This is a genomic window from Streptomyces sp. NPDC059009 (assembly GCF_042740175.1).
Lineage (GTDB): Bacteria > Actinomycetota > Actinomycetes > Streptomycetales > Streptomycetaceae > Streptomyces.
Genome location: NZ_JBHYJB010000002.1, coordinates 347,207 through 370,649, shown reverse-complemented (window position 1 = coordinate 370,649; position 23,443 = coordinate 347,207). Strand labels below are relative to the sequence as shown.

At 72.7% G+C, this 23,443-nt stretch carries 17 protein-coding genes; 8 read left to right on the top strand and 9 right to left on the bottom strand.

All coding sequences use genetic code 11. The features are described from left to right. Nucleotides 1–29: 29 nt before the first annotated feature. The 3 genes from ACFWYM_RS03430 to ACFWYM_RS03420 are packed head-to-tail and all read right to left on the bottom strand — an operon-like array spanning nucleotide 30 to nucleotide 3,252. Nucleotides 30–809: a hypothetical protein gene (locus tag ACFWYM_RS03430; protein ID WP_384829380.1), complete on the bottom strand. Its 780-nt coding sequence runs from the start codon at nucleotides 807–809 to the stop codon at nucleotides 30–32. Next, nucleotides 806–2,260, bottom strand: a complete 1,455-nt coding sequence (locus ACFWYM_RS03425; protein ID WP_384829378.1) for a hypothetical protein — start codon at nucleotides 2,258–2,260, stop codon at nucleotides 806–808. The genes ACFWYM_RS03430 and ACFWYM_RS03425 overlap by 4 nt, the downstream gene beginning before the upstream one ends. Then, complete coding sequence (locus tag ACFWYM_RS03420) at nucleotides 2,257–3,252, bottom strand: ATP-binding cassette domain-containing protein (protein ID WP_384829376.1); 996 nt, start codon at nucleotides 3,250–3,252, stop codon at nucleotides 2,257–2,259. Before ACFWYM_RS03420 ends, ACFWYM_RS03425 begins: the two co-directional genes overlap by 4 nt. 119 nt (nucleotides 3,253–3,371) lie before the next feature. On the opposite strand from ACFWYM_RS03420, the gene ACFWYM_RS03415 reads away from it, so the two are divergent. Both ACFWYM_RS03415 and ACFWYM_RS03410 read left to right on the top strand, forming a co-directional pair. Continuing rightward, nucleotides 3,372–4,580: a sensor histidine kinase gene (locus ACFWYM_RS03415; protein WP_384829374.1), complete on the top strand. Its 1,209-nt coding sequence runs from the start codon at nucleotides 3,372–3,374 to the stop codon at nucleotides 4,578–4,580. Then, a complete protein-coding gene (locus tag ACFWYM_RS03410) occupies nucleotides 4,577–5,263 on the top strand; it encodes a response regulator (RefSeq protein ID WP_384829372.1) in 687 nt (228 codons plus the stop codon). Before ACFWYM_RS03415 ends, ACFWYM_RS03410 begins: the two co-directional genes overlap by 4 nt. 67 nt (nucleotides 5,264–5,330) lie before the next feature. Here ACFWYM_RS03410 and ACFWYM_RS03405 read toward each other — a convergent pair whose 3' ends face one another. Next, nucleotides 5,331–5,987 carry a TetR/AcrR family transcriptional regulator gene (locus tag ACFWYM_RS03405; protein WP_384829370.1) on the bottom strand — a complete coding sequence of 219 codons (657 nt, stop codon included), beginning with the start codon at nucleotides 5,985–5,987 and terminating at the stop codon, nucleotides 5,331–5,333. Nucleotides 5,988–6,093: 106 nt separating this feature from the next. On the opposite strand from ACFWYM_RS03405, the gene ACFWYM_RS03400 reads away from it, so the two are divergent. Further along, nucleotides 6,094–7,011, top strand: a complete 918-nt coding sequence (locus ACFWYM_RS03400; RefSeq protein ID WP_384829369.1) for an NAD(P)-dependent oxidoreductase — start codon at nucleotides 6,094–6,096, stop codon at nucleotides 7,009–7,011. Nucleotides 7,012–7,109: 98 nt separating this feature from the next. Here ACFWYM_RS03400 and aspS read toward each other — a convergent pair whose 3' ends face one another. Next, a complete protein-coding gene (gene aspS, locus ACFWYM_RS03395; RefSeq protein ID WP_384829368.1) occupies nucleotides 7,110–8,906 on the bottom strand; it encodes an aspartate--tRNA ligase in 1,797 nt (598 codons plus the stop codon). A gap of 169 nt (nucleotides 8,907–9,075) precedes the next feature. Here aspS and ACFWYM_RS03390 point away from each other — a divergent pair, with 169 nt between their 5' ends. Then, a complete protein-coding gene (locus ACFWYM_RS03390; protein ID WP_384829366.1) occupies nucleotides 9,076–11,301 on the top strand; it encodes a SpoIIE family protein phosphatase in 2,226 nt (741 codons plus the stop codon). Here the strand turns inward: ACFWYM_RS03390 and ACFWYM_RS03385 are convergent. The 4 genes from ACFWYM_RS03385 to ACFWYM_RS03370 form a co-directional block, all read right to left on the bottom strand. Continuing rightward, nucleotides 11,235–12,320, bottom strand: coding sequence for an AI-2E family transporter (locus ACFWYM_RS03385; RefSeq protein WP_384829365.1), 1,086 nt, complete (start codon nucleotides 12,318–12,320; stop codon nucleotides 11,235–11,237). The two genes, ACFWYM_RS03390 and ACFWYM_RS03385, sit on opposite strands and share 67 nt — an antisense overlap. A 61-nt stretch (nucleotides 12,321–12,381) precedes the next feature. Beyond that, nucleotides 12,382–13,338: a pirin family protein gene (locus ACFWYM_RS03380; protein ID WP_384829363.1), complete on the bottom strand. Its 957-nt coding sequence runs from the start codon at nucleotides 13,336–13,338 to the stop codon at nucleotides 12,382–12,384. A gap of 120 nt (nucleotides 13,339–13,458) precedes the next feature. Further along, complete coding sequence (locus tag ACFWYM_RS03375) at nucleotides 13,459–15,555, bottom strand: hypothetical protein (protein ID WP_384829362.1); 2,097 nt, start codon at nucleotides 15,553–15,555, stop codon at nucleotides 13,459–13,461. An 83-nt stretch (nucleotides 15,556–15,638) separates the two neighbouring features. Beyond that, on the bottom strand, nucleotides 15,639–16,133 hold the full coding sequence (locus ACFWYM_RS03370; protein WP_384829361.1) for an SseB family protein: 495 nt from the start codon (nucleotides 16,131–16,133) through the stop codon (nucleotides 15,639–15,641). 134 nt (nucleotides 16,134–16,267) lie between these two features. Here ACFWYM_RS03370 and ACFWYM_RS03365 point away from each other — a divergent pair, with 134 nt between their 5' ends. From ACFWYM_RS03365 to ACFWYM_RS03350, 4 genes are all read left to right on the top strand, one after another. Continuing rightward, on the top strand, nucleotides 16,268–17,059 hold the full coding sequence (locus ACFWYM_RS03365; protein ID WP_384829359.1) for an alpha/beta fold hydrolase: 792 nt from the start codon (nucleotides 16,268–16,270) through the stop codon (nucleotides 17,057–17,059). A gap of 220 nt (nucleotides 17,060–17,279) precedes the next feature. Then, nucleotides 17,280–19,106 (top strand): acyl-CoA dehydrogenase, encoded by a 1,827-nt coding sequence (locus tag ACFWYM_RS03360; protein WP_384829357.1) that lies wholly within the window; start codon nucleotides 17,280–17,282, stop codon nucleotides 19,104–19,106. 141 nt (nucleotides 19,107–19,247) lie between these two features. Further along, nucleotides 19,248–20,552 (top strand): M18 family aminopeptidase, encoded by a 1,305-nt coding sequence (locus tag ACFWYM_RS03355; protein WP_384829355.1) that lies wholly within the window; start codon nucleotides 19,248–19,250, stop codon nucleotides 20,550–20,552. Nucleotides 20,553–20,582: 30 nt separating this feature from the next. Further along, a complete protein-coding gene (locus tag ACFWYM_RS03350) occupies nucleotides 20,583–23,396 on the top strand; it encodes a BTAD domain-containing putative transcriptional regulator (RefSeq protein WP_384829353.1) in 2,814 nt (937 codons plus the stop codon). Nucleotides 23,397–23,443: the final 47 nt, after the last annotated feature.

Below are 23,443 nucleotides of genomic sequence, written 5' to 3'. Positions count from 1 at the left end.
CTGCGTAGCTGAACCCTGTGAGCTGGGTCTCACGCATCCCGCACCCGCAGCGCCACCCACCCGGCGAGCAGCGCCGCCCCCGCGTACGCCGCGAGCACCGCGATCCCCGTCCAGGGGGCCAGCGGCGCCGTCCCCTCGCCCTGGGCCCGCTGCACCGCGAGGCCCGCCGTCATCGGCGCGGCCTTCTGGACCAGGTGCAGCCAGCGGTCCGGCATCTTGATGATCAGGGTGGCCAGATACGGGGCGTACAGCAGCGCCAGGACCGTGCCCGTCGTCGCGGCCGCGTGCCGCAGCACCAGCGCGGCGCCCACACTCAGCAGGGCGACCAGCAGCAGATAGACCACCGTGCCGAGCGCCACCCGCCACAGCAGGTGGGAGGAGAGCGGGAGTTGGGGTGGGGACGGGGACTGCCCGGACGGCCCGGACCGCCCGGTCAAGGTGGCGCGGCCCGTCGCCAGGGCCCCCGCCACCCCGGCCAGCGACGCCACGAGCACCGCCGCCGCCACGACCGCCGTCTTCGCCCCGAACACCGTGCCCCGGCGCGGGCCCGCCAGGAGCGTCGTACGGATCATCCGGGGGTACTCGGACGACACCACCGCCACGGCCACGAGCACCGCGCCCGTCTGCGCGAAGTACACCCCGGACAGGGAGAGGGCGGTCACGTCGAGAGTGCCCGACTCCTCCGGGTGGGCGCCCGCCGCGACCAGGGCGGTGAGTGCGACCATCGCGGCCGGCAGGCCCACGGCCGTCCACACCTGCCCCGGAACCGTACGGAACTTCGTCCACTCCCCGAGCACCGCGTGCCTCATACGTCCCGCCTCCGCAGCCGCCACTGCGCCGCCCCCAGCGCCGCCGCCGCGTACAGGCACAGCACCGCGAAGCCCGCCCAGGGCGTGGTCACCGTGTCGACGACCTGGCGCGTCTGCTGGATCGCCATCCCGGCGACGGGGGTGGCCCGGCCCACGGCCTCGTCGGCCGTGATCGACGTCGTGGAGGCCACCAGCGGGGCCACCACCAGGAGCACGAAGAGCAGCACGATCGCCGGGACCGTGCGCCGCAGCAGCGCCCCGACGCCCAGGCTGAACACGGCGAGCACGGCCAGGAACAGCGCGCTGCCGACGATCGCGCGCAGCGTCGCCGCGTCGGTGAGGGACGGCGGGTCGAAGAGCGGCCGCACATAGCCGTTGGCGCGCCGGTAGGGCTGGGCGACGAGGAACGCCCCGACGCTCGCGACCAGCCCGACCACGAACACGACGCCCGCGAGCACGACCGCCTTCGCGGCCAGGACCCGCCCGCGCCGCGGGCTCGCCGCGACCGTGGTGCGCAGGGTGCCCGTCCTGTACTCGGACGTGATGAACAGGACACCGAGGGCGATCACCCCGATGAGTCCGAGCCGGATGCCGTCGTCGAGGGTCTGCCGGACGAGGTCCAGGGGCGGGCCGAGGCCGAAGCCGCCCATGCCGAGGCCGCCGAGGTCGCCGCTGCCGGTGAGGGTGAAGGTCCCGCCGGCGGCGGAGCGCTGGAAGGTGCCTGGCTTGCGCTGCTCGTCGGGCGGGGGTGCGTGCGGGTCCGGCGGTTGCGTGACGTTCGTGTGCCGCCACGTGCCGTCCGCCGACGGGATGGTGACGTGGTCGAACGTGGCCCGGCCGACCGTGGGCACGGGGTGGGCCACGGAGACGGTCGGGCCGACGCGCTTCTCGATCTCCTTGTTCGGGGACGTGACGAAGAGACCGGCCTGGGCCGCCGCGGGCAGCCCGGGGGAGCGCAGCGTGCCGATGCGGTGCCAGGTGCGGCCGTCCGGCGAGTCGTAGCCGGTGACGCGGTCGCCCGCGCGTGTGAGCCGCAGCCAGTACGGGGCCTTCGCCTCCGCGCCGGACGCCGGCTTCTTGCCGGACGCCGACGAGGTCAGCTCGTGCTTGCTGTCCGCCATCATGCGGATCCCGTGGCCGGGGGTGACCATGAGCGCCACGTACGAAGAGCCGCTCCGCGTCCCGTCCTTGAGCAGCAGTCCCGCCTTCGCCCACGGCACACTGGCGCGCTGCGCGGTGACGCGCGCCGTGAAGGCGGCCTCGCCGGTGGCGGCCGTGCGATGGGCGAAGGTCAGCCCGTCGTACGCCTTCGGGCCGTCGTAGTCGACGCGGCTGCCGCTCGCCGACGCCACGGTCACCAGGAGCGTCACGGCGAGCGTGGCGAGCAGCGCGAACGCCGTGCTGCGGACGGTGCGCAGCTTGGTCCACTCGGCGCGCAGGGCGCGTATCACGACGCCTCCAGAGGCGAGCCCGCAGCCGTCTCCGTGTGCGTCATGAACTCCCCTTCCGACGCGGCGAGTTCCATGTACGCCTCCTCCAACGTGGCGCGATGCCGGGCGAGTTCGGAGAAGGGCACCCCTTCGGCGCCCAGCAGCGCGACCACCCGCTCGGCGGCGAGCCCGGTCACCGTCAGGGAGTCCGGGCCGGTCACGGCGACCGTGGCGCCCGCGCCCGTGAGCACCATCAGCGCCTCCGCCCGCCGCTCCGTGCGCAGGGCGACCCGCTCCCCCGAGGCCGCGTCGAGCAGCGAGGCCACGTCCGTGTCGGCGAGGAGCCGCCCGCGCCCGATCACGACGAGGTGGTCGGCGGTGCCCTGGAGCTCGCTCATCAGATGGGAGGAGACGAGGACCGTACGCCCTTCCCCGGCAAGGGACTTGAGGAAGACACGGATCCACTGGACGCCCTCGGGATCCAGGCCGTTGACGGGTTCGTCGAGGATGAGGACCGGCGGGTCGCCGAGGAGCGCGGCCGCGATGCCGAGGCGCTGGCGCATGCCGAGCGAGAAGCCGCCCGTCCGCTTCTTCGCGGCGGAGGCCAGGCCGACCAGGTCGAGCACGGCGTCGACGCGGCGGCGCGGCAGCCCGCTGTAGTGGGCGAGCCAGAGAAGGTGGTCGCGGGCGCGGCGGCCCGGGTGCAGGGCCTCGCTGTCCAGGAGGGCGCCGACGACGGTCAGCGGATCGCCGAGCGCGGCGTACGGCCGCCCCCCGATGAGCGCCTCGCCCCGGTCGGCGGCGTCGAGCCCGAGCACCATCCTCAAGGTGGTGGACTTCCCCGCCCCATTGGGCCCGACGAACCCGGTGACCTTCCCCGGCTGCACGGTGAAGGTCAGGTCGTCGACGGCCACGGTCGTTCCATAGCGTTTGCTCAGTCCCCGCGCCTCGATCGGCACGCCCGCGCCGGGCCGTGCCGCACCGGTCGCCGGTCCGGTCGTCATCTCGGTCATGGCGAAGACGGTAGAGACACGACGCCCCCGGGCCATCCCGCACGGGCGGGGTCTTGGCGGCGTCCCCGTCCCCCGCGAGGGGGACGCCCGGCCCGCGACGGGCGCCCATAATGACGGCCATGACGGCCTTGGCGGGGAGGGGAACGCGGCTGCGCGGCCTGCAGCGGTACGCGAGCAAGCTGGCGGCCTCCCCCGACGTCCCCCTGATCGCGGCCACGACGCTCGGACTGACCGCCCTCGCCGAGGTCCTGGCCCCGGCGCAGGGTCAACCAGGTTATGTACCGGGCGAGTTGGCCCTGGCCCTGGGCGCGACGCTCCCGCTCGCCTTCGCCCGCGCCCACCTGCTCCTCGCGGCGGTGACGGTGACGGCTTCGACGCTGTTCACGCCGGTGGCGTACGACGACCGCACGCCCTGCTGGTCGGGGCTCCCGGCCCTGGCGACGGTCCTGTTCCTGGTGGGCCTGCGCCGCTCGGCCCGTACGGCGGTGCTGTTCGCGATCCCCTTCGTCGCGTACGCGCTCGCCACGGACGGCGGCCCGTACGGGGTGGCGCTGCTCGCCGGGGCGGCGGGTGCGCTGAGCGCGGGGGCCACGCGCCGCGCCCGGGCGGAGGCGGCCCGCCGCTCGGCCGCCGACTGGGCGTACGCCGACACGGTCCTGGCCCACGCGGCGCTGGGTGAACGGGCCCGTATCGCAAGGGAGTTGCACGACATCGTCGCGCACCACATCTCGACGATCTCGGTGCAGGCGGAGACGGCCCGCTTCACGACGCCGGACCTGCCGGAGGCGGGAGCCCAGAAACTCCTGGCGATCGGCGACACGGCCCGTCTGGCCCTGACGGAGATGCGCAGACTCCTGGGCGTCCTGCGCGAGGAGCCCCCGGCCACGGCGCCGACGGCCACCGCCCCCGTACGCACCCCACAGCCGGGCCTGGACCAGCTGGTGTCGCTCGTGGACAAGGCCCGTTCGGCAACGGCCGCCACGATCCGCCTCATCGTGAGCGGCCGCGTGACCTCACTCGACCCCGGCCTGGAACTGACCGCGTACCGCATCGTCCAGGAGGCCCTGACGAACGCGCGCCGCCACGCACCGGGATCGGCGGTGGACGTGGAACTCCACTACTCCGACGCCGAGTTGACCCTCCGCATTCGGGACTGCGGCCCGGGCACCCCGTCCGCCCCCACGGAGCACCCGTCCCCCGGCCACGGCCTGCTCGGTATGCGGGAGCGCACGGCGATGGCGGGCGGCACGCTGCACGCGGGGCCGGGTCCGGCGGGAGGCTTCACGGTGACGGCGACGCTGCCGGCGAAGGGGCCGGCCACCCCATGACAGCCGATACCGCCCCCTTCCCCGCCCCGGTCCGCATCGTGGTCGCCGACGACCAGGACGTCGTACGGGCCGGTTTCGCGGCCCTGCTCGACACCCAGCCGGACTTCGAGGTCGTCGGCAGCGCACGGGACGGCGCCGAGGCGGTCCGGGTCTGCCGCGACACCCGCCCGGACCTGGTCCTCATGGACGTCCGGATGCCGACGATGGACGGCATCGAGGCGACCCGCCTCCTGACCCGCCAACTCCCCACCACCCGCGTGGTGATGCTGACGACCTTCGACCTGGACGAGCACGTGTACGACGCGCTGGCGGCGGGCGCGAGCGGCTTTCTGCTCAAGGACATGGTGGCCGAGCGGCTCTTCGACGCGGTGCGGGTGGTGGCGGCGGGCGAGGCCCTGCTGGCGCCGACGGTCACGCGCCGCCTGATAGCGGAGTTCACGCGCCTGCGCCCGCGCTCGTCCCCCACCCCCGAGCTGTCCACCCTCACTCCGCGCGAACGCGAGGTGCTCCGCCTGGTCGCGGAGGGCCTCTCCAACACGGAGATAGCGCAACGCCTGGTGGTGGGCGGCGAAACGGTCAAGACCCATGTGAGCCGCGTCCTGTCCAAACTGGGCGTCCGGGACCGCGCGCAGGCGGTGGTGGCGGCGTACGAGTCGGGGCTGGTGGTGCCGCGCGCTCCGTAGCCGACGGAGCGAAAGCTGACGGACCGAAGCCTCGCTCCCTCACAGCGGCCCCTGGCCCGTTCCGACGCTACCGGTACGCCCCCAGCAACCGCCCCAACTGCCGCCCCACCGCCCGCAAGGGCTCCTCGCTGCGCGCTACCTGAGCCGTCACCTCGGCGCCTTCCAGCGCGCTGATCACGGTCGTCGCCAGCTCCCGCGCGTCCGCCTCGGCGACGCCGGCCCCGTGGAGCTTCTCCTCGACGATCGCCTCCCAGCCGCGCAGCGCGTCCGCGCACACCCGCTGGATCTCCGACTCCGTGCCCAGCGTCTCCAGGGCCGCCGCCGTCACCGGGCACCCGTCGGTCCAGCCCGACTCCCGCAGCCCGACGGCGAGTTCGGCCGCGCACCGCTCGACGGCCGCGCCCGGATCCGCCTCGGCGGCCATCGCCTCCCGCAGCACGTGGGCGAACTCCTCGGCGCTGTACGTGATGGCGGCCACCGCGACGGCCTCCTTGCCGCCCGGGAAGAAGTGGTACACGGAGCCGAGCGTGGCCTCCGCCTCCTTGGCGATCTGCTTGATGCCGGTGCCCACGTACCCCTGCCGCTGAATGAGGCGCGCGGCCACGACGACGATCCGCTCGCGCGTCCCCTTCTTCGCGGCGGACCCGGTGGACGCAGCAGACGCGGCGGACCTGGTGGACGCAGCAGACCCGGTGGACGCGGCGGCGGTCTCTTTCTCGGCCATGCGGCCACCTTACTACCGACTAAGTAGAGCGTTCGTTCTAGAGCTGTGCTACGTTCTCCCTCGCACTAGATAGAGCGATCGTTTTAGTAACTGTCTGGAGTCACTCATGGCTGCTCCCTCACGTTCCGTTCACTCCGTCACCGTCATCGGCCTCGGCCCCATGGGCCAGGCCATGGCCGCCGCCTTCCTCGACCGGGGCTACCGGGTCACCCTCTTCAACCGCACCCCGTCCCGCGCCGAGGCTCTGGTGGAACGCGGCGCGATACTCGCCCCGAGCGCCGAAGAGGCGCTGTCCGCCAACGAGTTGGTGATCCTCAGCCTCACGGACTTCGACGCGATGTACACGATCCTCGAACCGGCGCGGCACGCCGTCGCGGGCCGCACCCTGGTGAACCTCAGCTCGGACACCCCGGAGAAGGCGCGGGCGGGCGCGCACTGGGTCACCGCGCTCGGCGGGACACACCTCACCGGCGGCGTCCTGAGCCCGCCGCCCCTGATCGGCACCCCGGAGGCGTCGACGTTCTACAGCGGCCCGCGCGAGGCGTACGAGAAGCACCGCGCCGCCCTCGAAGTCATCACCGGCACGACCGACCACCGGGGCGAGGACCCGGGCCTCGCGGCGCTGATGTACCAGCTGAACATGGCGGTGTTCTGGCCGTCGATGATCGCCTACTGGCAGGCCGTCGCCCTGGCCGGAGCCCATGGCATCAGCGCCCAGGAGATCGCCCCGTACGCCGCCGCGAACTTCGCGGGCATGGGCCACTTCATCGACTTCTACTCACCCCGCATCGACGCGGGCAACCACGCGGGCGACGTGGACCGCACCTCGATGGGGCTCGCCAGCATGGAGCACGTCGTCCACACCACGGCGGACGCCGGCGTGGACACGGCGTTCACCGAGGCGGTGCGCTCCCTCTTCCAGCGCCTCGTGGACGCCGGACACGGAGCGGACAGCTTCAGCCGGGCCGTGGAACTCCTGGGGAACCCGTCCAACCCGTCCAACCCGCCCGCGGACGCGCGCTGACCCCCGTACGCGGAGAACCCCCGTACGGGGAGAACCCCCGTACGCGAAAGGGCCCGGGACCATCACGGTCCCGGGCCCCAACAGCCTTGCGGCGAGGGCTACTTCTCCCCCGGCTCCCCCTGCTCCCCCTTCGCGGGAGCCACCGGCTTGCGCAGCGAGATGTTGAGCTCCTTCAGGCGGGACTCGTCCAGCTCCGTCGGCGCGCCCATCATCAGGTCCTGCGCGTTGCCGTTCAGCGGGAACGCGATCGTCTCCCGGATGTTCGGCTCGTCGGCGAGGAGCATCACGATGCGGTCGACGCCGGGGGCGATGCCACCGTGCGGCGGGGCGCCGAGGCGGAACGCGCGCAGCATGCCCGCGAACTCGTGCTCCACCGTCTCCGCGTCGTAGCCCGCGATCTCGAACGCCTTGAGCATGACGTCCGGCTCGTGGTTGCGGATGGCGCCCGAGGACAGCTCGATGCCGTTGCAGACGATGTCGTACTGCCAGGCGAGGATGGACAGCGGGTCCTTCTCCTCCAGGTCCTTCATGCCGCCCTGGGGCATCGAGAAGGGGTTGTGGGAGAAGTCGATGCGACCCGTCTCCTCGTCCTTCTCGTACATCGGGAAGTCGACGATCCAGCAGAAGCGGAAGACGCCCTCCTCGAAGTGGCCCGCCCGCTTGGCCGCCTCGACGCGTACGGCGCCCATGATCTTCGAGACCTCGTCGAAGCCGCCCGCGCCGAAGAAGACCGCGTGGCCGGCCGCGAGGCCCAGGCGCTCGGTCAGGACCTTGACGTTCTCCTCCGTCAGGAACTTCGCGATGGGGCCGGTGAGCGAGCCGTCCTCGGCGACGCGCACCCAGGCCAGGCCCTTCGCGCCCTGCTCGACCGCGTACTCGCCGAGGCCGTCGAAGAACTTGCGGGACTGGGACGCCGTGTCCGGGACCGGGAGCGCGCGGACGTGCTTGCCCGCGAACGCCTTGAAGTCCGAGCCCTCGAACACGTCGGTGATGTCGACGAGTTCGAGCTGCGCGCGCAGGTCCGGCTTGTCGTTGCCGTACTTCAGCATCGACTCGCGGAAGGGGATCCGGGGGAAGGGCGAGGTGACCTCGCGGCCGCCGCCGAACTCCGTGAAGAGCTCCGTCATCAGCTTCTCGATGGGCTGGAAGACGTCTTCCTGCTCGACGAAGCTCATCTCGACGTCGAGCTGGTAGAACTCGCCCGGCGAGCGGTCCGCGCGCGCGTCCTCGTCGCGGAAGCAGGGCGCGATCTGGAAGTAGCGGTCGAAGCCCGAGATCATCAGCAGCTGCTTGAACTGCTGGGGGGCCTGCGGGAGCGCGTAGAACTTGCCGGGGTTCAGACGGGAGGGGACGACGAAGTCGCGGGCGCCCTCGGGGGACGTCGCGGTCAGGATCGGCGTCGCCATCTCGTTGAAGCCGAGCGCGACCATCTTCGAGCGGATCGAGGCGATGACCGCGCTGCGCAGCATGATGTTGCGGTGCATGCGCTCGCGGCGCAGGTCGAGGAAGCGGTACTCCAGGCGCCGCTCCTCGTTGACCCCGTCCTCCGCGTTGATCGTGAAGGGGAGGGGGGCGGCGGTGCCGAGGACCTCGACCTCGCCGGCCTCGATCTCGATCTCGCCGGTGGGCAGCTCCGGGTTCACGTTCTCCGCGCCGCGCGAGACGGCCCTGCCGTCGACGCGGACGACGGTCTCCTTGGAGAGCTTGTCCAGGACCTCGGCGGCCGCGGTGCCCGGGCGGGCGACCAGCTGCGTGATGCCGTAGTGGTCGCGGAGATCGATGAAGAGGATGCCGCCCAGGTCCCGGCGATTGTGCAGCCAGCCGCTCAGCCGGACGTCGCTGCCGACGTCAGAGGCGCGGAGCTCGCCGCAGGTGTGAGACCTGTACCGGTGCATCGTCGTTCATCCAGCCTTTGATCGGAGGGGGCGAGTGAGACAGCAGTCGTGCACGGGTGCCCCAAGCTCGCTATAGAGGTGTCTCCCAAGGCTACCGTCCGTCCCAAGATCGCTTCGCCCGGATAACTCTCGGTGGCGGGCCCGGCGGAGGTCTTCTTAGAGTGGGGAAATGCGCACCGACGATCTCCTCGATCCGGCAGGGGCCGAGGGGGAGGGCTCCCTGCCGCCGGTGCGCGACGTCCTGGCCGCCATCGCGACCGGCCTGTGGCGCTGGGACAACGCCACCGGGACGGTGACGCTCGACGCCGAGGCGGCCCGGCTCATGGGACTGCCCGCGCGCCCCACGACCCTGACGGAGGCCGGCTCGCGCGCCCGCTTCCACCCGGTCGACTGGAACGAGATCTACGGCATCGTCCAGCTCGCCGTCGCCGAGGGCACCCTCGCCGAGGCCCGGCTGCGGGTCATGGACGAGCAGGGGCGGGTCATCCGGACGGTGCGCAGCCGGACCCGGCCGCTGGTGCACGACTCCGTCGAGGCGTACGAGCTGATCGGCACCATCCAGGAGGTCGCCGACTCCCCGGCCGGCGCCGCCGCCCGTTCCCCCGTGACCGGGGACTGGCGGCGGTCGCGGGAAGCCTTCCTCCTGGACGCGGGGCGGGCGCTCGCCGAGGCGCGGTCCACGGAGGAGGTGCTGCGGGTCGCGGCGGGCCTCTCCATGCCGGGGTTCTCGCCGGACGGGCTCGCCGTCTTCGGGTCCGAGGGCGACCGGCTCACCGTCATCGGGCACCACGGCCACCGCGGCTACCCCGACGACGACCCGCTCGCCGCCATGCCCCTGGACACGGACTACCCGGCCGCCGAGGTGGTGCGCACCGGCCGCGCCGTCTACCTCTCCTCGCCCGAGGACTACCGCGCCCGCTACCCCGCGACCTGGCCGCTGGCCTCGCGCTTCGACCGGCAGTCGTGGGCCTTTCTGCCGCTGACCGTCGCGGGCCGGACGATGGGCGCCTGGATGGCGGCCTTCAAGTACCCGGTGTCGTTCACGCCGGACGAGCGTTCCGTCCTGACGACGGTCGCCCGGATGCTGGCGCAGGCCCTGTCGCGGGCGGGCGCCGCCGAGTCGGAGCGGGAGCTGACGGAGGGGCTGCAGCGCTCGATGCTGCCGCTGCTCGGGCCGCGGATCCCGGGGATGAGCGTGGCCGCGCGGTACGTCCCGACGGGGGGCGGGCTGCAGGTGGGCGGCGACTGGTACGACATGATCCCGCTGCCCAGCGGCCGCATCGCCTTCGCCATCGGCGACGTGCAGGGGCACGACGTGCGGGCGGCGGGCCTGATGGGGCAGCTGCGGATCGCCCTGCGCGCGTACGCCTCCGAGGGGCACCGCCCGGACGCGGTACTCAGCCGCGCCACCCGCTTCCTGTCCGGGATCACCGAGAGCTTCGCCGCCGGCACGGGCGGGGAGCCCGGCGTGGACCCGGGCGACGCGCGCTTCGCGACCTGCCTGTACGTGGAGGCGGACCCGGCGACGGGGGTCCTGGAGATCGCCCGCGCGGGCCACCCCGACCCCGCGATACGCATGGCCGACGGCACCGTCCTGGTCCGCCCCACCGCGGGCGGTCTGCCGCTGGGCATCGACCCGGACGCCGACTACCCCACCACGCGCCTCGTCCTCGAACCCGGCCAGACCATGCTGATCTGCACGGACGGCCTGATCGAGACGGGCGGCCACGACCTGGACAGCGGCTGGTCCCGGATCCGGACGATCCTGGAGGAGCACGTCCCAGGGGACGGCGGGAACGAGGACGCCTCCCTGGAGCTGCTCGCCGACGCCCTGGTCCAGGCCGTGCACGGGCCCTCCTCACACCACACCACGGGCCCCCTCATCGACCGCCGCGAGGACGACATAGCGGTCCTGCTGCTCGCCCGCTCCCCGCGCCCGCAGGAGCGCACCGACGCCCGCCGCACCGTGATGACGGTGGCGCAGGCCGAGCCGGAGCGGATCGCGGGCGCCCGCCGCCACCTGCGGGACCTGCTGCACGACTGGGCCGACCCCGATCAGGTCGACTCGGCGGTCCTGATGGTGTCGGAGATGGTCACCAACGTCCTCGTGCACACCGACGGGGACGCCCTCCTGGTCGCGGAGGTGGCGGGGCGGCCGGGGGCGCGCCGGGTGCGGGCCGAGGTCGCGGACGGCAGCGACGACCTGCCGCACAAGCGGCACCCGGGCGAACTCGCCTCGTCGGGGCGGGGGTTGGTGCTCATGGAGCTGCTCGCCGACGCATGGGGCGTGGACCCGAGGGGCGACGGCAAGAGCATCTGGTTCGAGCTCTACGAGCGTCCGGCGGCGTCTTCGGAGGAGGCCGCGGAGGCCGCGCCCGACGGGGATCCCTCGTAGCGTCCCCGCAGCTCCGACACCACCCCGGACGCGGCCGCCGTCAGCGGCACCGCGAGCAGCATCCCGAGGATCCCGGCGACGGACGCCCCCGCGGTGATGGCCAGCATGACGACGGCCGGGTGCATCTGGACGGTGCGGGACTGGATCATCGGCTGCAGGATGTGCCCCTCCAGGACCTGCACCGCGAGCACGACGCCGAGCGCCCACAGCGCGATCACGAACCCCCGGTCGGCGAGCGCGACGAGGATGGCGACGGCGCCGGACAGGAAGGCCCCCAGATACGGGATGTAGGCGCCGACGAAGACGAGGGCGCCGAGGCCCACGGCGCCGGGGACGCCGAGGATCAGCAGCCCGATGGTGATGCAGGTGGCGTCGATGAACGCGATGATCGTGGTGCCCCGCATGAAGCCCTCGATGGCCTCGAAGGCGCGGCGGGCGACGGCCTCGACGGAGTCGGCGCTGTCGCCGGGGGCGAGCGAGCGCAGGCTGCCCATGGCCCGCTCGGAGTCGCGCAGGAAGAAGAAGACGAGCAGCAGCGCGAGCACCGCCATGGCGATCATCTCGCCGACGGTGCTGAGCCCGCTGATCACCCCGGACGCGGCGGTCCCGCCGAACTTGCCGAGCAGGTCCTTGGCGTTGGAGGCCATGTCGTCGAGGGAGGTCCCGGCGGCGCCGAAGTACTTGGTGACGCTCTCGGCGGCCTTCTTCACCGAGGCGACGATCTGGTCCCCGGACTCGATGAGCGCCCGCACGACGATGTAGACGGCGCCGCCGACGACCGCGACGACGGCGGCGCAGGTGAGTCCGGCGGCCAGCGAGCGCTGCACCTTCATCTTCAGCAGGCGCCGGTGCAGGGGGCCGAGCAGGGCGCTGCCGAGGAGCGCGAGCAGGACGGGGGTGACGGCCGTCTTGAAGGTGACGCAGAGCCAGATCCCCACGGCGGCGACGCCGGTGACGAGGAGGGCGACGACGCACCAGGCCGCGGTGCGGCGGGCCGGTTCGGGCAGAAGGGAGTGCACCCTCCTACCCGAACACGCCGTCAGATCCCGTGCACGTTATGCGCGTCCGCGTCCCTGGGGGTTACATCCCATGGACGGCAGGCACCGTGCCGAGGAGGCCCTTCTGGTAGTCCTCGAACGCCTGCTGGAGCTCGTCGCGGGTGTTCATCACGAACGGGCCGTAGTGCGCCATGGGCTCACGGATCGGCTGCCCGCCGAGCAGGACGACCTCCAGGTCGGGGGCGTTCGCGTCCTGCTTCTCGTCGGCACGGACGGTCAGGGACGAGCCCGCGCCGAAGACCGCGGTCCGGCCGACGTGCACCGGTCGGCGCTCGGCGCCCACGGAGCCGCGCCCGGCGAGGACGTACGCGAGTCCGTTGAAGTCCTCGCGCCAGGGCAGCGTGACCTCGGCGCCGGGCCGCACGGTCGCGTGGATCATCGTGATCGGCGTGTGCGTGATGCCGGGGCCCTCGTGCCCGTCGAGCTCGCCCGCGATGACGCGGAGCAGGGCGCCGCCGTCCGCCGAGGACAGGAGCTGGACCTGGCCGCCGCGGATGTCCTGGTAGCGGGGGTTCATCATCTTGTCCTTGGCGGGCAGGTTCACCCACAGCTGGAGGCCGTGGAAGAGGCCGCCGGACTGGACGAGGGACTCCGGCGGCGCCTCGATGTGGAGCAGGCCGGAACCGGCCGTCATCCACTGGGTGTCGCCGTTCCGGATGGTGCCGCCGCCCCCGTTGGAGTCCTGGTGCACGAAGGTGCCGTCGATGAGGTACGTGACGGTCTCGAAGCCGCGGTGCGGGTGCCAGGGCGTGCCCTTGGGCTCCCCGGCCTCGTACTCCACCTCGCCCATCTGGTCCATCATGATGAACGGGTCCAGGTACTTGTAGTTGATCCCGGCGAACGCGCGGCGCACCGGGAAGCCCTCGCCCTCGAAGCCGCTGGGCGCGGTCGTCACGGCGAGCACGGGGCGGGCCGTGGCATCGGCCGGCGCGACGACCTTGGGCAGGGTCAGCGGGTTCTCGACGGTTACAGCGGGCATGGGGGTGCCTCCTTCTCGTACGCTCAGTTTAGTTGAACGTAGAACTTTCTGCCACTCAGAGGAACGCACGACGCCCGGAGGGGATTCCCTCCGGGCGTCGGCGCTGGCCGGAACTGATCGCTACCGCTGCGGGCGGCTCCCGCCCACGCTCACCTGGTCCGCCGCCGAGCAGCTGCCCCGGCAGGTCAGCTCCACGGAGTTGTCCGGAGGCTGCACGGTCGCCTCGTTCCCGGCCACGCGCGGCGGCACGACGCCCACGAACGTGTACGTGACGTCCCCGCCCGCCACGATGTCCGCCGTGGTGTCGAGGTCCCCGACGCCCCGGCCGTCCCCGCACGAACTGGGCGACTTCGCCGAGCAGAGCCAGCTGAAGCCCTTCAGCCACTCCGGCAGGGTGTCCCGCACGCTTACCCCGATCGCGTCCGAGGGACCGGCGTTGTGGACGCCCACCTTGAGGGTCAGCCGGTCGCCCGCCTTGTACTCGTCGGGCGTGTGCGACTGCTGGACCGAGAGCGCGGTGTGCGGCCGCGGCTGGACCTCCGCCTTGTCCCGGCAGACCGGGTCGCAGTCCGGGTCCGAGGAGTTGTCCGGCGGCTTCACGGCCGAGCTCGCGGTGAGCGGTCCGGCCACCGAGGACGGCACCCGGCCGGTCAGGACATAGGTCACCCGGCCGCCCGCAGGCAGCGTGACCCGCTGGTCGACCGGCCCCGTGCCGGTCCCGTCCTGACAGGCGCCGCCGTCCGCGCCCGTGCACTTCCACGTGAAGTGCCGCAGCGGCTCGGGGAGCCCCGATGTCACCCGCGCCCCCTTCGCCGCACCGGGACCGTCGTTGGTCACGACCACGGTGTACGAGAGGTCCTCACCCGGCACATACGGGTCGGGGTCGGCGGTCTCGGAGATGCCGAGGCCCACCTCGTTGACCACCTCGATGGGCAACTGCACGCGGTTGTCACGGGGGTTGAGGTCGGCATCCGTCTCGCCGCGCACCACCGCGTCGCTGGGCGCCTCGCCGGTCGCCGAGGGTCCGGCCGTCACGTCGAGGACGACGGGCGGCGCGGCCGTGCCCGGCTGGATCACATCGGGCCGGGTGCAGGTGACCTTCTGCTGCTTCACCGCGCACTCCCAGCCGGGCGCCGAGACCACCTTCGGGGTCAGGCCCGGCGGCAGCGTCTTGGTCAGCGTCGTCACGCCCTTGCTGGGCGCCGCGAGCCTGCGGTTGCCGACGTCCAGGGCGAGCTGTCCGGTGCCCCCGACCCGGAACTCGCCCTGCACGGACTCCGTCACGTACAGGTCCGGGTCCAGCGTCGTCACCTTCACGTTGGTGATCTCGTGGAAGCCCGTGGACGCCCCGGTCGAGGCGGCGAAGCCCAGCTTCAGCGTCTCCGGGACGGCGGGCTGGCCCCTGAGCCTGCCGAGGTCGAGCGGCCCGAGCACCCGCTTCATCCCGTGTCCGTCGTGGAAGTCGATGGAGACGGCCAGCTGGAGCGCGGTGGAGAGCTCGACCTTCACGGTCCTGCGGGCCTTCGCCCGGTCCTTCTCACCGGGCACGGCCAGCGGACGCTGCAACTGGTGGTGCTGGATGTACGCGTTCTGTGTGGCGAGGGCGCCGCGCACGCCGATGGTGTTCGGCACCCGGCCGGGGCCGCCCCTGCCCCTGGCCTGCGGCGGGTTGGTGAAGTTGCCGTACTGGTCGAGGCCCACGCCCACATAGCCGCCCTCGATCCCGGAGTAGCCGAGCGCGCCCCCGAAGTGGCCCGCGTCCCGGGGCGCGGCCTTGCCGTCGAGGAAGAAGAAGCTGATCCCGTCGGCACCGCGCGGCGTCGTCGCCCCGTACTGGTACTGGTCGAACGTGGCCGAGATGCCCGCGTTCGAGGGCAGCGCCTCGTCGATCAGCGCGAAGCCGCTCTGCCGGAAGTCGTTGCTGGTGAGCCGGAGCGCCCCGCGCCCCGCCTGGTCCCTCGACGCCCCCTTGGGGCAGCCCTTGAGGGGACCCTGGGCGCCGCGGTCACCGGTCAGACAGGCCCACCCGTCGGGGTCCTGGGCGCCGCTGGCCCGGCTGTACCACTGGCCGGTGTCGACCTCGGACCCGGCGAAGGTCTCGTCGATGAACGTGTCGGCCGACGCGGTGGCCGCGGGCAGGGCGAGGCCTGCGGCGGCCAGGGCGAGCAGCGTGAGACCTCGCGCAGCGCGTACCCAGAGTGACGATTTGCTCCACATACCCGCGATTCAGTCACGGAGAGCAACCGTTCGCGAGCGGGGTGCGCCGTACGGGTCCGGCCCCGCGGGGCCGCACAGGTGGCTCAGCCGTACATCCTGCGCATCGCGAAGTCGACCATCTGCTCGACCGCCTTCGCGTCGAAGACCATCCGGTGCTCGCCCTCCATGTCGAGCACGAAGCCGTACCCGGTGGGGAGCAGGTCGATGACCTCGGCGCCGGTGATCACGAAGTACTTGGAGTCCTTGCCCGCGTACCGGCGCAGCTCCTTGAGGGAGGTGAACATCGGGATCACGGGCTGCTGGGTGTTGTGCAGCGCCAGGAAACCGGGGTTGTCGCCGCGCGGGCAGTAGACCTTCGACGTCGCGAACGCCTGCTGGAAGTCCTCGGCGGACATCGACCCCGTGGTGAACGCGCGCACCGCGTCCGCGAGCGAGGGGGGCGACGGCTCGGGGTAGAGCGGGGCCTGCTGCTGGTGGGGCTGCTGCTGGCCGTAGCCGCCGGGCATCTGGCCCTGCGGCGGAGGCTGCGGCGGCGCGTAACTCTGCCCGGCGCCCGCGTGTTGGTCGTAGCCGTACATGGGCGCAAGGGTACCGAGATCCGCCGGGGCGCCGGGGCCGGATCTTTTCTGTAGTGATCGCTAGACAATGGCCGGGCGACTGGTTACGGTCTTTCTGTATCGAGCACTACACATTCAGCACCCGGGAGTTCCCCATGTCGTACGCCGCCTCGGCCGCCCCCTCCTACGCCCGCACCGTCGAGGGCACCGGCCCCGGCCTCCTCCTCGCCCACGGCGCGGGCGGCTCGGTCGAGGCCAACTACGGCCCGATCCTGGGAGAGTTGACCACGCACCACATGGCGGTCGGCGTCGACTACCCGGGCACGGGTGCGACCCCGCGCGCCACCGCGCCGCTCGAACTGGACGCGCTGGTGGACGAGTTGACGGCCGCGGCGGACGCCGAGGGCCTGGACCGGTTCGCGGTGTCGGGGTACTCGCTGGGCACCGCGGTGGCGGTCCGGCTCGCGGCCCGGCACCCCGAGCGCGTGACGGCCCTCGTCCTGACCGCCCCGTTCACCCACGCCGACAACCACCTCCGCCTGGCCGCGACCCTCTGGCGCGAGCTCTTCGAGACCGACCGGGACCGCCTCGCCCTCGCCCTGGTCCCGCTGGCCCTGAGCCCGGCCGCCCTCGCCTCGCTCGGCCCCGAGGAGCTCGCGGCGACCCTGAAGGGGACGGCCGCGACGGCCCCCGCCGGCACCCCCGAGCACACCTCCCTGGTGGAGCACATCGACGTCCGCGCGGACCTGGCCCGGATCACCGCCCCGACGCTGGTCGTCTCGACGACCGAGGACCGCCTCGTGCCGCCGTCCCTGCACCGCGAGGCGGCCGCCGGGATCCCCGGCGCTCAACTGTCCGAGATCGCCACCGGCCATCTGCCCTTCGCCGAGGCCCCGGCCGCGTGGGCCCGGCTCATCACGGAGTTCCTGGCCGCGCACGGCGCGTGACGTGAGCGGCCCCGCGCGGGCGGCGGCCGAGCCGGGTCGCGGGCGACGGAAACAGTTGGCCGCACGATGCGGCCAAGAGCGACAGCGCTCACACTTCGGGCATCAGGGGTTGCGCCTTATTACCGGCGGGTAGCATCATCAGTAGCTACTTGCTGGTACTGGCGGGAGGACCTGCCGGTACCGATCCTGCTGATCCTTTTCTGCTTACGGAGCCGTCGCCATGGGGCACTACAAGTCGAATCTCCGCGACATCGAGTTCAACCTCTTCGAGGTGCTCGGGCGCGACAAGCTGTACGGCAGCGGCCCGTTCGCGGAGATGGACGTCGAGACCGCCAAGAGCATCCTGAGCGAGATCCTGCGCCTCTCGGAGAACGAGCTGGCGGAGTCCTTCGCCGACGCCGACCGCAACCCGCCGGTCTTCGACCCGGAGACCAACACCGCGCCGGTCCCGGAGAGCTTCAAGAAGAGCTACCAGGCGTTCATGGACTCCGAGTACTGGCGCCTCGGCCTGCCCGAGGAGATCGGCGGCACCACCTCGCCGCGCTCCCTCATCTGGGCCTTCGCCGAGCTGATCCTGGGCGCCAACCCGGCGGTCTGGATGTACTCCTCGGGCCCCGCCTTCGCGGGCATCCTCTTCGAGGAGGGCAACGAGGCACAGAAGAAGATCGCCGAGATCGCCTGCGAGAAGCAGTGGGGCTCGACGATGGTCCTGACCGAGCCGGACGCCGGTTCGGACGTGGGCGCGGGCCGCACCAAGGCCGTGCAGCAGGAGGACGGCTCCTGGCACATCGAGGGCGTGAAGCGCTTCATCACGTCCGGCGAGCACGACATGTCGGAGAACATCCTCCACTACGTCCTCGCCCGCCCCGAGGGCCACGGCCCCGGCACCAAGGGCCTCTCGCTCTTCCTCGTCCCGAAGTACGAGTTCGACTGGGAGACCGGCGAGCTGGGCGAGCGCAACGGCGTCTACGCGACGAACGTCGAGCACAAGATGGGCCTCAAGGCGTCCAACACGTGCGAGATGACCTTCGGCGACCAGCACCCCGCCAAGGGCTGGCTGATCGGCGACAAGCACGAGGGCATCCGCCAGATGTTCCGCATCATCGAGTTCGCCCGCATGATGGTCGGCACGAAGGCGATCTCGACCCTGTCGACGGGCTACCTGAACGCTCTGGAGTACGCCAAGGAGCGCGTCCAGGGCCCCGACCTCGCCCAGTTCATGGACAAGACCGCGCCCAAGGTGACGATCACCCACCACCCGGACGTGCGCCGCTCGCTGATGACGCAGAAGGCGTACGCGGAGGGCATGCGCGCCCTGGTCCTGCACACCGCGGCCGTCCAGGACGACATCCAGGTCAAGGAGGCGGCCGGCGAGGACGCGTCCGCGCTGCACGCCCTGAACGACCTGCTCCTGCCGATCGTGAAGGGCTACGGCTCGGAGAAGGCGTACGAGCAGCTGGCCCAGTCGCTGCAGACCTTCGGCGGCTCCGGCTATCTGCAGGAGTACCCGATCGAGCAGTACATCCGGGACGCCAAGATCGACACCCTCTACGAGGGCACCACGGCCATCCAGGGCCAGGACTTCTTCTTCCGGAAGATCGTCCGCAACCAGGGCGCCGCGCTCAACGGCCTGGCCGAGGAGATCAAGAAGTTCCTCGCGGTCGGCACCGGCGGCGCGGAGCTCGCCTCCGCCCGTGAGGCGCTCGCCCAGGCCGCCGTGGACCTGGAGGCCATCGTCGGCGCCATGCTGACGGACCTCGCGGCCACCGAGCAGGACGTGAAGTCCATCTACAAGGTGGGCCTGAACACCACGCGCCTGCTGATGGCCTCGGGCGACGTCGTCGTCGGCTACCTGCTGCTTCGCGGTGCCGCCGTCGCCGCCGAGAAGCTGGAGACGGCCTCCGCCAAGGACGTCGCCTTCTACCAGGGCAAGATCGCGGCCGCGAAGTTCTTCGCCGCGAACGTCCTGCCGGGCGTCACCTCGGCCCGCCAGCTCTCCGAGCGCGTCGACCTGGACGTGATGGAGCTGGACGAGGCGGCGTTCTAGCAGGTCCTTCGCGCACAGAGTTCCCCGTGCCCCTTCAGGGGCGCGGGGAACTGCGCGACCAGCCCCCACCGGCCCGCAGGCAAAGGGCAAAGGGATCACCACGGCCACCCAGTGAGAGGGCGCCGTGGTTATGGTTCAAGCATGCGCACAGCACCCCGCTTCGATCGCGGTCACACCGACGACCTGATGTCCTTCCTGGCGGCCAGCCCCACGCCGTACCACGCCGTGGCGAGCTCGGCCGAGCGCCTGGAGAAGGCCGGTTTCCGGCAGGTCGAGGAGACCGACGCCTGGGACGGCACGACCGGCGGCAAGTACGTGCTGCGGGGCGGCGCGATCATCGCCTGGTACGTCCCCGAGGGCGCCGCCGCCCACACCCCGTACCGGATCGTCGGCGCGCACACCGACTCGCCCAACCTCCGCGTGAAGCCGCTGCCCGACAGCGGTGCGCACGGCTGGCGGCAGGTGGCCGTCGAGATCTACGGCGGGCCGCTGCTCAACTCCTGGCTCGACCGGGACCTGGGCCTGGCCGGGCGGCTCTCGCTGCGCGACGGCAGCCAGCGCCTCGTCGACGTGGACCGGCCGCTGCTGCGCGTGCCGCAGCTGGCGATCCACATGGACCGCTCGGTGAGCACCGACGGGCTCAAGCTCGACAAGCAGCGCCACATGCAGCCCATCTGGGGCCTCGGCGACGACGTCCACGAGGGCGATCTGATCCGCTTCCTGGAGGCGGAGAACGGCATCGGCGAGGGCGAGGTCACGGGCTGGGACCTGATGACGTACTCGATCGAGGCGCCGTCCTATCTGGGCCGGGACCGCGAGCTCGTCGCCGGGCCGCGCATGGACAACCTCATCTCCGTGCACGCGGGCACCGCCGCCCTCGCCGCCACCGTCACCGCACCGGGCGCGGCGGACCTCCCGTACATCCCGGTCCTGGCCGCCTTCGACCACGAGGAGAACGGCTCGCAGTCCGACACCGGCGCCGACGGCCCGCTGCTCGGCTCGGTCCTGGAGCGCTCGGTCTTCGCGCGCGGCGGCACGTACGAGGACAAGGCGCGCGCCTTCGCCGGGACGGTCTGCCTCTCCTCCGACACCGGGCACGCCGTGCACCCCAACTACGCGGAGCGGCACGACCCGACGCACCACCCGCGCGCGGGCGGCGGCCCCATCCTCAAGGTCAACGTGAACAACCGTTACGCCACGGACGGCGGCGGCCGCGCGGTGTTCGCGGCGGCGTGCGAGCGGGCGGGCGTGCCGTTCCAGTCGTTCGTCTCCAACAACGCGATGCCGTGCGGCACCACCATCGGACCGATCACCGCGGCCCGGCACGGCATCAAGACGGTGGACATCGGCGTGGCCATCCTGTCGATGCACAGCGCCCGCGAACTGTGCGGCGCCGACGACCCCCACATGCTGGCGAACGCGCTGGCGGCCTTCCTTCAGGGCTAGTCGGGGAGGCCGGTTCGGGAGGGACGGCACGTGGAATTCCAGCTGCTCGGGCCGGTCTCCGTCACCGGCGGCAGCGGACCGCTCCCCCTCGGCCCCGCCAAGCGCCGCAGCCTGCTCGCCGCGCTCCTGCTGCGGGCGGGCACCCCGGTCACCGTGGACTTCCTGACCGAGGCGCTCTGGGACGTCGAGCCCCCGCTGCACGCCCGTACGGTGATCCAGGGCCATGTCTCCCGGCTGCGCGCGCTGCTCGTCGAGGCGGGCCTGGACGCGTACGGGGTCGAACTCGCCACGCAGGGACGGGCGTACGCGCTCCAGCTGCCGGAGACGCTGCTCGACGCCCGCCGCTTCGAGGACCTGGTGACGCTCGCGGGGCGGCAGCGCGACCCGGCGGACGCGGCCCTGATGCTGCGCGAGGCGCTCGCCCTGTGGCAGGGCCCGGCGCTCACCGGGACCGTCGCGACGCCCCCGCTGCTCGCCGCGGCGGCCGCCCTGGAGGAGAGCCGCCTCGCAACGGTCGAGCAGCTCGCCCGCACGTACGGTCAACTCGGCGCGCATGCACAGGCGGTGGCGCTGCTCAGCGCCGAGGTCGTCGCCAAGCCGCTGCGCGAACCGCTGGTGGCGTGCCTGATGCGGGCCCTGTACGGGTCCGGCCTCCAGTCCGACGCGCTCGGCCACTACCACCGCACGCGGCGCCTGCTCGCCGACGAGATGGGCGTCGATCCGGGTCCGGCGCTGCGGGAGGCGTACGAGGAGATACTCAACGGGGGCGGCAGCGGAAGCAGCGGCAGGAGCGGCGGCGGCGCCGGGAGCGTGGTCCCGCCTCCCGAGCCCGCCGCGGACGAGCCCGCCGCCGCGGCGGCCCCGGAGTCCGCCGGGCCCACCGTCCCTCACCAACTCCCGCGCCCCCCACGGGGTTTCACCGGCCGCACCGATGAGCTCGCCGCTCTCGGCCGGACCCTGGACGCGCAGGCCGACACCCCCATCGCGCTCGTCACCGGGCCCGCGGGCGTCGGCAAGACCTCCTTCGCCCTGCACTGGTCGCACCGGCACGCCGACGCCTTCCCGGACGGACAGCTCTTCGCGAACCTGCGCGGCCACAGCGGCACCGAACCCACCGAACCCGCGCGCGTGCTGCGGGAGTTCCTGCTCGCCCTCGGGGTGCGGGCCCAGGCGATCCCCGGCTCCACCGAGGCCGCGGCGGCCCTGTACCGCTCCCTCGTGGCGGACCGGCGCCTGCTCGTCGTACTCGACAACGCCCTGGACTCCGCACAGGTGCGCCCGCTGCTGCCCGGCGGCCCCGACTGCACCACCCTCGTCACCAGCCGCACCCGCCTGGACGGCCTCATCGCCTCCGACTGGGCCCGGCCCGTGCCCCTGGACGTGCTCACCGAGGCGGACGGCGCGCGGCTGCTCGTCCGGGCGCTCGGTGCCGACGCGGAGACGGCCGCGGAGGACACCGTCGTACGCGAAGTGGTGCGGCTCTGCGACGGGCTGCCGCTCGCGCTGCGCATCGCCGCGGCCCGGGTCAGCGGACGGCGGCACTGGACCGTGGCCGGGCTGGCGGCCGAACTCGCCGACGAACAGGAGCGATTGGCGGTCCTGTCCGCCGAGGACCGGGGGGTCGCGAAGGCGCTGAGCGGGTCCGTCGCGCGGCTGCCGGAGGGAGACGCGCGGCTGCTCGCGGCGCTCGCGCGCGGCTTCACGCGGGAGACGGAGGTGTACGCGGCCGCCGCGCTCGCCGCGGTCCCGGTGGCCGCCGCGCGCGCGGGCCTCGACCGGCTCGCCGCCGCGCACCTGCTCCAGGAGGAGGCGCCGGGGCGCTACACGCTGCACGATCTCGTACGGCTCTACGCGCGAGGGCTCGAAGGACCGGACGAGCCGGAGGCGACCCGGCGCCTCGTCGACCACTGGCTGCGCGCGGCACACGCCGCCGTGAACGCCATCGACACCACCGGATACCGGGGCATCCCGCTGCCCGACGGCTGCGAACCCGGTCTGCCCGTACCGGAGTTCAGGGACCGGGACGCGGCGCGCCGCTGGTTCGCCGTCGAACAGGACGGCGTGGTCGGCGCCGTCTTCGCCGCCGCCGGGCTCGGTGACGACGAGCGGACCTGGCGGCTCGCGGCCCTGCTGTGGCCGCTGGTGCTGTGGCGGCCACACCCGGGCTGGCAGGCGCCGCTGGAGGCGGGGCTCACCGCCGCCGAGCGGACCGGCAACCGGGAGGGCACCGCCCGGATGCGGTCCACGACGGGCGTGCTCCTCATGGAGATCGGGCAGTTCGCCCTCGCCGAGGAGCACTTCGAGCACTCCCTGGGGACCTACCGTGAGCTCCTGCCGGAGCTCGCCGCCCAGGTCCTCGTCCTCATCGGCATCGCCCGCAACCGCCTGAACGACCCGGAGGCCGCCCTCGACTCGCTCGTCGACGCGCGGCGCACCGTGCTGGACGCGGGCCATGCCACCGCGCCGATGCTCGACCACCACGTCCAGGCCCAACTCGCCCTGAACCAAGGCAAGTTGCTGGAGGCCGCCGAGCACGCGGAGCGCGCCCTCGCCGCCGTTCCCGCCAATGAGACCGCCGGCTGGCGGCCGCTGATCTGGGAGTCGTACGGCATCGCCCTGCACCGGGCCGGCCTTCATCACGAGGCCCGCGTCGCGCTGCTCGCCGCGCTCGCGGCCACCGAGGAGGAGGACCTGCCGACCCGCACCGCCCGGGCCCTCACCCACCTGGGTGACATCGCCGCCGTTCTCGAAGGTCCCGCGGTCGAGGAGGAGTACCGGCGCCGTGCGGAGCAGGTCCGCAACGGCATACCGGATGCCCGCGCACAGCCGCGACCCCTGCCCTGAAAGGCAAGAACGTCACGTTAGTCGGGTGTTAGCGGAACGCCAACGGC